This window comes from Coprobacillus cateniformis (assembly GCF_009767585.1).
GTDB lineage: Bacteria > Bacillota_I > Bacilli_A > Erysipelotrichales > Coprobacillaceae > Coprobacillus > Coprobacillus cateniformis.
Map to the genome: position 1 here is coordinate 2,800,674 of NZ_WSNW01000001.1, position 11,832 is coordinate 2,812,505.

General features: G+C 28.7%; 14 protein-coding genes. 13 read left to right on the forward strand and 1 reads right to left on the reverse strand.

Features of this window, described 5'->3' with window-relative positions:
• Positions 1-14: 14 nt before the first annotated feature.
• Together GQF29_RS13770 and GQF29_RS13775 are read left to right on the forward strand one after the other, a co-directional pair.
• Positions 15-248, forward strand: coding sequence for a hypothetical protein (locus tag GQF29_RS13770; protein WP_054688369.1), 234 nt, complete (start codon positions 15-17; stop codon positions 246-248).
• Positions 249-310: 62 nt separating this feature from the next.
• The gene (locus tag GQF29_RS13775; protein ID WP_236916441.1) at positions 311-592 is read left to right on the forward strand and encodes a hypothetical protein; all 282 of its coding nucleotides are present in this window, start codon (positions 311-313) and stop codon (positions 590-592) included.
• A 45-nt stretch (positions 593-637) separates the two neighbouring features.
• Here the strand turns inward: GQF29_RS13775 and GQF29_RS13780 are convergent, their stop codons facing one another.
• Positions 638-1,075: a hypothetical protein gene (locus GQF29_RS13780; protein WP_054688367.1), complete on the reverse strand. Its 438-nt coding sequence runs from the start codon at positions 1,073-1,075 to the stop codon at positions 638-640.
• 98 nt (positions 1,076-1,173) lie between these two features.
• Here GQF29_RS13780 and GQF29_RS13785 point away from each other — a divergent pair, with 98 nt between their 5' ends.
• The 11 genes from GQF29_RS13785 to GQF29_RS13835 all read left to right on the forward strand — a co-directional run bounded on the left by GQF29_RS13785 (position 1,174) and on the right by GQF29_RS13835 (position 11,831).
• Complete coding sequence (locus GQF29_RS13785; protein WP_054688365.1) at positions 1,174-1,482, forward strand: hypothetical protein; 309 nt, start codon at positions 1,174-1,176, stop codon at positions 1,480-1,482.
• Positions 1,483-1,818: 336 nt separating this feature from the next.
• Complete coding sequence (locus GQF29_RS13790; RefSeq protein WP_017143837.1) at positions 1,819-2,052, forward strand: helix-turn-helix domain-containing protein; 234 nt, start codon at positions 1,819-1,821, stop codon at positions 2,050-2,052.
• 387 nt (positions 2,053-2,439) lie between these two features.
• Complete coding sequence (locus GQF29_RS13795) at positions 2,440-2,850, forward strand: ArpU family phage packaging/lysis transcriptional regulator (RefSeq protein ID WP_054688364.1); 411 nt, start codon at positions 2,440-2,442, stop codon at positions 2,848-2,850.
• A 194-nt stretch (positions 2,851-3,044) separates the two neighbouring features.
• Positions 3,045-3,872: a hypothetical protein gene (locus GQF29_RS13800; RefSeq protein WP_054688361.1), complete on the forward strand. Its 828-nt coding sequence runs from the start codon at positions 3,045-3,047 to the stop codon at positions 3,870-3,872.
• Positions 3,873-4,036: 164 nt separating this feature from the next.
• Entirely contained in the window at positions 4,037-4,804 is a 768-nt protein-coding gene (locus GQF29_RS13805; RefSeq protein WP_054688359.1) for a hypothetical protein, read from the forward strand.
• Between the two features lie 168 nt (positions 4,805-4,972).
• Positions 4,973-8,959, forward strand: coding sequence for a SpaA isopeptide-forming pilin-related protein (locus tag GQF29_RS13810; RefSeq protein WP_160340826.1), 3,987 nt, complete (start codon positions 4,973-4,975; stop codon positions 8,957-8,959).
• 3 nt (positions 8,960-8,962) lie between these two features.
• Positions 8,963-9,403: a hypothetical protein gene (locus tag GQF29_RS13815; RefSeq protein ID WP_160340827.1), complete on the forward strand. Its 441-nt coding sequence runs from the start codon at positions 8,963-8,965 to the stop codon at positions 9,401-9,403.
• A 30-nt stretch (positions 9,404-9,433) separates the two neighbouring features.
• On the forward strand, positions 9,434-10,282 hold the full coding sequence (locus tag GQF29_RS13820; protein ID WP_202086374.1) for a hypothetical protein: 849 nt from the start codon (positions 9,434-9,436) through the stop codon (positions 10,280-10,282).
• 33 nt (positions 10,283-10,315) lie between these two features.
• The gene (locus GQF29_RS13825; RefSeq protein ID WP_202086377.1) at positions 10,316-10,624 is read left to right on the forward strand and encodes a hypothetical protein; all 309 of its coding nucleotides are present in this window, start codon (positions 10,316-10,318) and stop codon (positions 10,622-10,624) included.
• Positions 10,602-11,537 carry a conjugal transfer protein gene (locus GQF29_RS13830; RefSeq protein WP_054688353.1) on the forward strand — a complete coding sequence of 312 codons (936 nt, stop codon included), beginning with the start codon at positions 10,602-10,604 and terminating at the stop codon, positions 11,535-11,537. Before GQF29_RS13825 ends, GQF29_RS13830 begins: the two co-directional genes overlap by 23 nt.
• On the forward strand, positions 11,538-11,831 hold the full coding sequence (locus GQF29_RS13835) for a hypothetical protein (RefSeq protein ID WP_054325820.1): 294 nt from the start codon (positions 11,538-11,540) through the stop codon (positions 11,829-11,831). It begins immediately after the preceding gene.
• Position 11,832: the final 1 nt, after the last annotated feature.

The window sequence follows — 11,832 nt, forward strand, 5'->3', positions numbered from 1 at the left end:
TGGAGGAAATAATAATGGAATTTGATGAACAATACTTAACATGGATAAAAGAGGAATTTGAAAAAATACAATTCAGTAATGATTATGCACAAGAAGAAAAAAATAGAAGATATGCTGATCTCATGACAAATCTAGAAAGTCATTTCTCAATACCTATGTTTAGAGAAGATGCAGATCAAGTAGATCAAAAAGTTTTTGATCTTTACCAGGAAATCTCATTTGCTAGAGATTTCAGTATATATGACTAAAAATGTACCAGTGACTGGTACAAAAAAGAAAAAAATTAAATTATATGGAAAAGAGGAAAAATATGAAAGACAATAAAACATCTCAAAAATACATTAATATTAAAAGAATTGATAAAAATGAAAAGAACTGTTCATTATTAGAAGGAACAATTCAAAAAATAACAAACAACAAATCTTTTGCATTGAAAGAAAGACAGTACTTGATAACTATAATTAATCAAAAAATATCTAAAAAGTTTATAAATCATTTAGATATTATTGGAGCTCAATATTTAATAGTATCATGCGAAAACCAATTAAATATTATTACCAATAAGATTTCTGAAAAAAATATATGTCTGTAGATGAAATGATAATAATTATACATGATTATATTTCAAATTAATCCATTATAATTTTGTAGAATATTCTCTGCATTCAGCAATAAAAGAAAACTGTCCTAAAGTCTTCAATTCAAAATTATGTTCTGAATATTCAAATGGAAAATAGAAATCAAGGTTTGAAAGTATTGTATCAGTATTGGTGCTTTCAATAAATGTTAAGCTATCAGGATCTCCAATAGCTAAATATTCTTTCAGTGCATCTTCTGACATTGGTGCATAATCCTCATTATAGTTTAACTTTGAACCATTCACACATAACGGACAAGTTTCTAGAACCTCTTGATATGCTATTTCGCCTACACTTTCATCCACTTCATACAAAAGACAGTTTTCACAAATATCTTCATAATAAATAGGAGATATAGACCATTTAATTAAAGTATCATCTCTTAATTCAATAAATTTTTGTACTTTGTCAGTTTTTAACATAAAAAAATCACTCATTTTTATCCTCCTCAAATCTCTGATATAAAGTACTCAGAAAATATAACATATATATATATTATATCGTAGTTAAATAGATACATCGAGGAGATCAGACAATGAAAAGAAGAATAGAATACAGTCCAAATATAATCTTGTTTCAGATGATTGCATTACTTCCTGAAAACAATTTTAATCTAACTTTAGTAGCAAAACTGCTTCAAAAAGAACGAACCAATCTTTATAGATTGCTAAAAACATTTTTATCTACTAAAGACTATGATTTCTATCATATTGTAGATGGTAAGAAGCTATTAACTGAAGAAGGTATAAAACTATATACTTATGCAAAAGTAATATCTCATGCCTATGTTCAAATACAATGTATCGAAAAGAAAAGTGTACCAGTAACTGGTACAAATCGTTAAAAGTAAAAAATCTATCATAGTGTCCAGTATAGAATCGGTAGCTATTATCTCAGTTTGAGTGAGATAAAATGCTACTTAAATGAACTGACATTTTACCTAATTAATAAAACAAAGCCCTTTATAAACTACTTAGATTTATATGATCTAAAGTATTTATAAACAATTATTATTTTATCTATTATAGATAGAATGATATAAATAATATTTAAAATATCCATAAATATCATCTCCTTTCGGAGATAATATTCAGTTCAAGACTCTATACTGGACACTATGATAGATTTGAGTGTTTTGTATATGAAACATTATATATAAATAGAAATGGAGGGTCAAATTATGTATTTAAAAAATAATTTAAAAATTTTAAGGTCAAAAAAAGGTCTTAGTTATCGCCAAATGGGAAAACAATGTGGTATTGGTTATGCAAGTATTAATCGATTGGAAAATGAAGATAATAGCAATGTGAAAATACATACTTTAAAGAAACTTGCTGACTTCTTCAATATTACTATTGATGAGTTAGTCTATAAAGATCTATCAAAAGATGTACCAGTCACTGGTACAAAATAAAAATAAAAAAATCTATCATAGTGTCCAGTATAGAATCGGTAACTATTATCTCAGTTTGAGTGAGATAAAATGCTACTTAAATGAACTGACATTTTACCAAATAAAAAACGTGAATGATTTACAAACTACTTAGATTTATGAGACCTATAGTATTTATAGATAGAATGATATATGTAATATTTGAAATATCAATAAATATCATCTCCTTTTGGAGACGATATTCAGTTCAAGACTCTATACTGGACACTATGATAGATTAAGTGTCTTATAAAATACGTTATAAATATATTGAGGAAAGGAGTCAAATTGACAATTCAAGATTGATTATTCATTTTGTTGCAAGATTAAAAAATTGATTTTAAGCAAGACTTTAAGGGGGTATTAATTATGAGTTATCAGGATACATTGGATAGAAAGGCTACAATAAAGATGGCAAGAAGAGAACTTAATCACTTTAGTGATCTTTTAAAGTTGCATGAGACATCTTCATATAACGTTGGATCACCAAGTTATGATAGTATTACAACTATTGTGAATTATCTGAATTATGATCAAAAACAATTAGAGAAGATTATAAAAAAGGATAAGCAATTTGAAGCAATCATGAAAGTATACAATGCAATTATGAAGTTATCTGAAGAAGAAATGCAAGTCATCTATACTAGATATATACTTCAGTATAAAAATGAAGATCTTGATGAAATACTAGGCTATTCTGAACGAAAAAGAAGAAGAATCATGAACAATGCTTTATTTAATATAGCAATTATATTGCATATTGAGATAAAAAAAGATTAAACGTCATTTTGTTGACCGTTTTAGCGTCATTTTTGTGGCCGTTTTGATGTCCGTTTGAGTGTCGTTTTGGTGACCGAAATTTGGCCTTTTATTTGGTCGAAAAAATGCTATAATTGATATGATAAGAATATTGTATATAGAGGATTAAAATATTGTTGATTTAATCATTTATAGTGATAAAAAAGGTGGATTATATGAGAAAGAATATATCAAGGGGAATACTATTTATATTAACTATGATGGTTTTAATGGGATGCTCTAAGGAAAAAATGGAGTTAAAGAGTAAATCATTAATAGTTGAATATGGTAATACTATCTCTAATAAAGCTGAGGATTATTTAAAAAATGATGCTGACTTTTTAAAGAATATTAAAGTTGAGAATCTTCCAAAAAATGAAAAAGATAAAGAATATCCATCTGTTGGTGAATATGAGATCATTTTAAAAAATGATAATCAGGAAGAAGTAGTTAAAGTATCCGTAAAAGATACTGTTGCTCCTGAGTTTAAAGATTTAAAAGAAAAATATGAAATAGAGTACGGATCTAAAATAGATCTAAAACAATTTAGTGCAACAGATCTATCAAAAACTGAAATTACATTAGATGATAGTAAAGTCAATTATAAGAAGAGTGGAACTTATAAGGCTACTGTTATTGCTAAAGATTCTAGCAATAATGAAACAAAAAAAGATATCAATATAATTGTAAAAGCAGAGAAGAAAGAGACTGGTTCTAAAAGTTCAAATTCAGCATCTAGTAATAAAAGTTCAAATAGTAATAAATCAAATTTGTCTTCATCAAATAAGAAATCGAACGGATCTAACTCATCATCAAGTTCTACTGGAGGGACAAAAAATGAGCAGACACAAAAAGTAGCAGGTTATCAATGCATAGGAGCAGACTGTGGTTATTATACAAGTTGGAATGAGTTCCAAAAGCATAGAAAAGAATCTGGTCATGATAAAAAGTATAATTATGCTATTGAATATGATGATTTTGATTGGCCTGAGAATTGGAACTGATTTAGAAATATTGGGAAATGGGTTATACGAGATGCACAAGGTTGAATGCTTGGAATGAGTAAAGATTCATTTCAAGAAACAAATGGAACACAATGTTTACAATGTTAATGTTTAAAATTCATTTGTTTCACCAAATCATTAGACTATAGAAAGGATAATCTAATATGAAAAGAAAATTTAAACTAATATTTATAGGCATTTTAATTATTCCTATATTATCAGGATGTACTAAAGAAAAAATGGAATTAAAAAATAATTCTTTTACTGTTGAATATGGAAATGTGATTTCAGATAAGGCTGAAGATTACCTAAAAAATGATGCTGACTTTCTAAAGAATATTAAAGTTGAGAATCTTCCAAAAAATGAGAAAGATAAAGAATATCCATCTGTTGGTGAATATGAGATCATTTTAAAAAATGATAATCAGAAAGAAGTAGTTAAGGTCTCTGTAAAAGATACTATTGCTCCTAAGTTTAAAGATTTAAAAGAAAAATACGAAATAGAGTATGGATCTAAAATGAATATAAAACAATTTAGTGTTACTGATCTTTCAAAAACTGAAATTTCTTTAGATGATAGCAAAGTCAATTATAAAAAGAGTGGAACTTATAAAGCAGTTGTTACTGCTAAAGATAAAAACGGAAATGAGACAAAAAAAGAAATAAGTGTTGTTGTTAAGGAAAGAAAAAGTGATAAGAAAAATACTGATTCTAATAATTCATCATCAAATGGTAAAACATCCAGTTCAAATAAATCAGGCAAATCTAGCAATTCAAAATCATCATCTAGTAGTTCTGGTGCTTCAAAAGGACAAGAACTGGATTCAAAAAGAGATGAAAATAGTTATATAGATTTTAATGGTGGTGCAAATAGTGCATGGAGTGGATCAGGGAATGACTTAGAAGAAGGATGGCAAGACTATTTTAAATAGTAATTTAATTAAATAGTGTATATAAAGAGATCGACTTTTATAGTTGATCTTTTTTATATAAAGATTCGTTGGTGGGTGGAGGGGAATGAAAATATAAAGATATTTATTTTTTAGAAAGGAGGTTTAATTTGTATTAAAAACTAAATAAACGAAAGGAGAAAATAATTAATGAAAAAAGTTTTTAATAAAGCATTTAAAATTATTCTAATATGTTTAATGGCTTTTGGAACAATTGAGGCAAATATAGTTAAAAGTAAAGCCGTTAAAGCATCGAACACTGGTAATTATCCCAAAGAAGATAGTGTCGTATATAACGGAAAAATTAACTACGATGGAAATATTGTTGGTGATTTTACAATAAATGGAATGCAAGCGTTTTGTATGGCACATCCAGTTACAACACCAGGTAGTGGTGTTAAACTCACTTCAGAAATATATAATAACTCTAATGTTCAAAAGGTATTATATTATGGGTGGGGAGGACCTGAACAATGGAGTGGTTTTAAAAATCGTTCTCATGGAATTGTTGTGACTAGTCTTGCATTAAGTTATTATTATTATGGTGATAATTCATCACCATCAACAATTAAAAGTTTTATTGATTTTGTTAGTAGTAAAACAATGCCAGATTTTCAAGTGCAATTCTCAAAAGCAAAAGTACAAGCGTATAAATCGGGTAGTATTCAAAAAACAGAGAGTATTACTTTAAAAAGTGGTAGTGATACTTTTGGTGTTACAGTTTCATTGCAAAATAATGTTACTTATGTTGACGAAACACATAATACAAGACAAACTGGAGGAAGTGTAACAATAAAGGGAAAGACTACCTTTCATTTAGAAGCACCATTAAATGTTAATTTAGGACAATGGAAAACTGGAGAGAAAACTAGAGTATATTTATTCTCCCCTATTAGATCAATAGCTAAAGTTGGAACTTATCAACCGTTAGGGTATTATGAGTATACATATGATCCTAGTAAAACAACTTCTTTAACGGTAGACTGGTTATCATTAGGTAATCTAAAAATTGCTAAGCAAGACAATAAAGGTAATGTAGTTCCAAATACACAATTTAAGATTAGCTATAATTCAGATATGACTTCTCCGATAGGAACTTATACAACTACGAGTGATGGATCTGTAACTATAAATGATTTAACACCACAGAATGTATATATCCAAGAAACAAGTGTTCCTAATCATTTGGTTTTAGATAATACAGTGCACTCAGTTGGAATACAGACTGGAGAAACAGTTACTTTTACACAAACTAATAACTGGAAACAAGGTTATATTGAAGTTACAAAATATGATAAGAAAACAAATCAAATTGTTAAGAAAAGTGGAACGCAGTTTGAAATATTAAAAGGATCAACTGTTGTATCAACAATTACAACAAATGCTAATGGAGTTGCTAAAACTGGATTACTTGATTATGGAACATACATAGTTAGAGAAAAGAGTGCTCCACAAAATTATGTTATTGCGACCCTAACACAAAATCAGGATGTTGTGGAAAACAATAAAACATATAGTATAAAAGTTTACAATGAGCCAGTATTAGGTTCAGTTAATTTAACCAAAGTAGATGCTGATACAAATACTTCAGTACCTCAAGGTGATGCAACTCTAGTTGATGCAGAATATGTTTTAAAAGCAAATGAAAATATTTTAAATCCATCAGATGGTTCTGTTTTATATGCAAAAGATGAAGCTATATCTGTTAAAAATATTGGGAGTGGCTCATGGGGTGATACTGGAACAAAGAAAACAGACAGTAATGCTAAAATTAAGTGGTCTAATTTACCAATGGGAAGTTATTATATTCAGGAAGTTAATCCAAGTAACGGCTATTTATTAGATACAGATAAGCATGTTTTTTCAATTACTTCATCAAATCAAACAACAACTATTGTTACAAGCAATCAAATTTTGAAAGAACAAGTTATTAAAGGACAACTTTCAATTGTAAAGGTTGGAACAACTGGAGAAAATTCAGGAGTCATTAAGCCATTAAAAGATGTTGAGTTTACAATGAAATTACAGAGTGAAGTCGCAAAGGTTGGATGGGATGCAGCTAAAACATATGATATCCTGGTAACAGATACAAATGGTATGGCTATCTCAAAAGCATTACCTTATGGTCTATATATTGTTAGAGAAACAAAAGGAGTTCTTGATCATGGTATTGGTGGAGATTTCCTTGTTGAAATTAATGAAGATAAAGAAATAGAATATAGAGTAGTTAATAACGTCCCTTTCCAGTCATGGTTAAAAATTGTTAAACAAGACCAAGATGGAAATGACGTTATTTTAAGTTCAGCTACCTTTAAATTAAAGGACAAGGATGGAAATTTTGTAAAACAGAAAGTATCAGGTTCATATGTTGATGAATGGTCTACAGATGATCGAGGATATGTATTTCTTAATAACAGACTTGAGCAAGGTGAGTATACAATCGTTGAATTAAAGAACCCTGAAGGCTTTTTAATTGGATCAGATATAAATGTTCATATTACTTCTTCTAGCCCTCATATAAGCTTAGATGACGATAATCAGGCAGTCATTACAGTTTATGTAAAAGATGAGGAACCAACTGGTAAAATTGTTTTAAATAAGATATTTGAAAGGACAGAAGATAATGCTCTTGGTGGAGCAATTTTTAAATTAACTGCTCATTCTGATGTTGTAGATCCTGCTACTGGTAATGTTATTTATAATAAAGGTGACGCGGTTAATATTGATATTGCTGAAGATGGATTATATGTAATTAATGAAAGTGGCCAATTAATAATTGATGGATTACCACTTGGAGTAGATGGTGCAAGTTATAAACTAGAAGAAGTAAAGACATTAGATGGATATGATCTTTTAGAAGAACCAGTTATTTTTAATTTCAGCATTAAGGATAATTTGATTAAAGAATATACTATCGAGAAATCAGTTGAAAACAATTTAACACAAACAAGTTTTATTAAAAAGGATGCAGATGGCCATGTAAGGTCAGGAGCAACCTATCAAATCAAAGATGATAAAAATAATGTTATTGATGAGTGGGTAACAACAGAAGATCCTCATTTGATCAAAGGACTTGTTTATGGAAAGGAATATACACTAATAGAGTTAATTGCACCTGAAGGACTAACAATTGCTAAGGATATCAAATTTATCTATACAAAGGATACAAAAGAAATTATTATGATTGATAAAAAGGTTGAGGTATCAAAATTGGATACACAATTTAATGATATTAAAGGGGCAAAATTACAAGTCATCTCTACAAAAACAAAACAAATTGTTGATGAATGGGTAACTGATGGAACAATTCATTCAATTGAAAACTTAATTGTAGGTTATGAATATATATTAAGAGAAGTTGAAGCACCACAAGGTTATGTAAAGGCTGAAGATATTATCTTTACTGTTAAGGATGATCAGAAGAATCAATTAATAAAAATGATTGATAAGCAAGTTATAGTTTCTAAACTGGATATTGATCATAAATATTTACCAGGTGCTGATCTATCAGTTTTAGATCACGAGGGAAATGAAATTGATCAATGGATATCAACTGAGGAACAACATGAAGTTAATGGTCTTATCGAGGGTAAAGAGTATACGCTACATGAAAACAATCCCCCACAAGGTTATTTATTAGCTGAAGATATTATGTTCACTGTAACAACTGATAAAGAAAGTCAGATCATCACCATGATTGATGAACAAGTATTAACTGATATTCAAGTTAATAAAGTAGATAGTTTAACAAAGTTACCTATTAAATCCCAAGATTTTGAATTTACTATGTATGCTGATCAAGAATGTACAATAGTATTAGATATTGTACATGCTAATATTGAAGATGGGACAGCAACTTTTAAAAATGTGCCTTATGGAGTTGTTTATATTAAAGAAACTAAAGCACCATTGGGATATAGATTAAGTACAGAAGTAAAGAAAGTTGTCATTAATGATGATTTAGAAGGAGTTGGAAATATACATAGCTTTGTATATGAGAATACTTTACTGCCAGTTGTAGTCACAAGCGTGCCTACTGGTGATCAAATGAATATAGGTTTCATTGTATGTTTGGTAATAGGTAGTGCATTAGCAAGCTGCTTTTTATTTTATAGAAGAAAAAAAGAGGAGGAATAGAATGTGGATAGGAATCAAGAGCAGACTTTAGAATTAGCAAGAATCTTAGTTAATAATTATCAGGATGTGCTAAATCGTGATGAAGAAACTTCTGAAGAGGATTCAGATGCAATATATAAGGAATATTGGCATCTTATTTACGATAACTTTGGTAATAAAATGATTAATTTAGCTGAACAAAAAATAGGCCTTGGAAAGTTTACAACTCTTGAGTTTTTAGATGCACTTGAAGAAGTTATAGAAAACGCACCAAGAATTGTTGATGAATATCAAGGGTATGTTTTAAAACGTTGTAAGGACTGTTGGGGAGATATGAGCTACTTTGTCTATCTAAACAACAGACAGTACAGTGAATCACTTGACTATCTTAATGATGAAGTTGCTATAAAATATTTTAGACATAGTATTGATGATCAACCTGGTGATCCTAACTTTTATGATTAGGATGTACCAGTGACTGGTACATTTTGATATATGAATAGAAAGGAAAAGCAACTTATCTTTATAGCTGTGTGTCTAATTATTATAGCTATAATGGGTGTTGTTTTATATAAGTATATGGAATACCAGGAGGCATATAATAAGATTCATCTTGTATTTAAGGAACCACAAAATAAATATGAGATAAATACTCAATTAGAACCCATATCATTTATCAAAGAAACAAATGCTCAGGATATTATTTATCCAAAAATCGATACGTCTAAAGTTGGTGAACATACATACGTATATGTAGCAATTGATGCTAGTGGAAATCAAAGAGAGTTTATTCTTGTTCTTAATGTAGTAGACAGTATTAAGCCTATTATCAAACTAAAAACAGAAAGTGTATCTGTTATAAAAGGTTTTAAAGATATAGATTTCAAATCCTATATAAAAGAGTCATATGACCCAGTAGAAGGAAAAATAGATCCTAAAATAGAAGTTCCTTCAGATTATAAATCTATTGGAACACATCAGATAGTTTATACAGTTACCGATAGTCATAACAACACTGAAAAAGCAATCTTAAAGTTTACTGTAAAGGAAGAAATTAAAAAGAATGAAAGCAAAGATGAAAACAATTCAAAAAATAATAGCAATTCTACAAATTCATCAAAAAATTCCAATGATGCAAAAAAACACACAAGTCAATCACCATTAAATACAATTAAACCTCCAAATCAGAAATTTTTGTTTAGTCAGGGATATGACATGGATAGTGCAATGACTCTTTGTACAAGTAAATTATATGATGCTAAGAAAGATGGCTATTCAGGAGGGTGTTATCCCATAAGAGACAGTAACAATCTATATATTGGTGTGGAATTGAAGTTAGATTGAGTTAGGAGGCATAGAGTGGAGGAGTATTATAAAATGTTATTTACATTAGTATATGAAAACAATCTGGAAGATTACCAGGATGAAATACTAAATTATATTAGGAAACTTAAAAAGATAGCGAATGTGCATCCTCGATTGATGCATGTTGCTATCTTTTCGGTTTTTAGAACTGAAAGAAAAAGATTGTCGATTTTATTTCCAGAGATCTATAGACAATTTGGTAATCATCTTGAAATTTCAAAAATGAGTAATGATGATAAGGAATATATCATGAATACATTTATTAATGCAGTTGAAAAAATTGGAAAGGAGCAGATTAATGCTATTCAAAAAAATACATAAAGTTGAAATGGAATCAAAACATGAAAATGATGAAACTGAAGAATTATCTGAAGAAGAATTGGAATTTCAATTTCAAAGGCAGTTAAGAAAACTTAATTTTAAGCGAAAAATAAAAAATATTCTTATTTATTCTGTTATTGGATTAGCTTTAATTGGTGGTTATAAAAGTCTCTTTCAAGTAGAGAAAAAAACACCTCATGAAGAAATAGAAAATCAATCATTTATCACTCAATATATAAAAAATTATTATGTATATCCAAAGACTGATGAGACAAATGAATTTTTAAAGCTATACACATCACAAACAGATATATCAAATGATTTCAATCAAAATCTTGAACGTGGTGAGATCACATCGTGTGAAATTTATAAAGTCGAAAGTGATGAGAAAAAAGATAATGTTTTACATTATTATGTAAGTGCTGACTATAAGACGAAGATGAAAGAAAAAGAAGCATCTACAGAGAAGATTTATTGTAAAATCGACGTTGCTAAAATTAATGATTCTTATCTTGTCATTCGACCAATCAGTAATGTATCTCATGAAAGAAAAATTGTTGAGGATAAGGAAATATTGGATTCATTTAAATTTGAAGCACATACAACAACTCAAACACTTGATGAAGATCAGAAAAAAGAAATTGAGAATACAATAACATTATTTTTGAAAACATATAATGAAGATATTGTACAAGCAAGATTATTAACAACTGATCCATCAATTATTGATGCTCTTGATCTCAATACAAAACTAGCATTAGATCATATGAATGATTGCTCTTCTGATGATGAGAATATTTATGTAACAGCTCAAATTAATGCTAATTACAAGGATATCTATATATCAAAACGAAACTATTACTTTGTTATTGATAAAGAAAAAAATAAAATCAAAAATATGGAGGTATTTTAAATGAACTTTTTTACAACATCTTTAGGAATATTTATTTATCAAGTAATTGCAACTTTGGGAGTAGTTGGTGGAGGAATTATGCTATTTAAAAGTGGTGTTGCTTCTTTTAAAAGGACTGGAAAATGGTCAAGTATTATAGATGAAATTGTTGTTGGCTTTATTGGGCTTGTTGTTTATGCTCTTGTTATTAGTAATGAACCGATGACTATTGTTAATTTCTTAAAAGGTCCAATTCTGTTCTTTTGGGATCTCATTGTTAGATTTCTAAGAGAAACACTTGGCTTGGGACTGTAGA

Bases quoted from the DNA above. Each gene is read 5' to 3' on its own strand.
- GQF29_RS13775 (WP_236916441.1), top strand. From the start codon at position 311: ATGAAAGACAATAAAACATCTCAAAAATACATTAATATTAAAAGAATT.
- GQF29_RS13830 (WP_054688353.1), top strand. From the start codon at position 10,602: ATGCTATTCAAAAAAATACATAAAGTTGAAATGGAATCAAAACATGAA.
- GQF29_RS13800 (WP_054688361.1), top strand. From the start codon at position 3,045: ATGAGAAAGAATATATCAAGGGGAATACTATTTATATTAACTATGATG.
- GQF29_RS13805 (WP_054688359.1), top strand. From the start codon at position 4,037: ATGAAAAGAAAATTTAAACTAATATTTATAGGCATTTTAATTATTCCT.
- GQF29_RS13795 (WP_054688364.1), top strand. From the start codon at position 2,440: ATGAGTTATCAGGATACATTGGATAGAAAGGCTACAATAAAGATGGCA.
- GQF29_RS13785 (WP_054688365.1), top strand. From the start codon at position 1,174: ATGAAAAGAAGAATAGAATACAGTCCAAATATAATCTTGTTTCAGATG.
- GQF29_RS13790 (WP_017143837.1), top strand. From the start codon at position 1,819: ATGTATTTAAAAAATAATTTAAAAATTTTAAGGTCAAAAAAAGGTCTT.
- GQF29_RS13780 (WP_054688367.1), bottom strand. From the start codon at position 1,075: ATGAGTGATTTTTTTATGTTAAAAACTGACAAAGTACAAAAATTTATT.
- GQF29_RS13825 (WP_202086377.1), top strand. From the start codon at position 10,316: ATGTTATTTACATTAGTATATGAAAACAATCTGGAAGATTACCAGGAT.
- GQF29_RS13770 (WP_054688369.1), top strand. From the start codon at position 15: ATGGAATTTGATGAACAATACTTAACATGGATAAAAGAGGAATTTGAA.
- GQF29_RS13820 (WP_202086374.1), top strand. From the start codon at position 9,434: ATGAATAGAAAGGAAAAGCAACTTATCTTTATAGCTGTGTGTCTAATT.
- GQF29_RS13835 (WP_054325820.1), top strand. From the start codon at position 11,538: ATGAACTTTTTTACAACATCTTTAGGAATATTTATTTATCAAGTAATT.
- GQF29_RS13810 (WP_160340826.1), top strand. From the start codon at position 4,973: ATGAAAAAAGTTTTTAATAAAGCATTTAAAATTATTCTAATATGTTTA.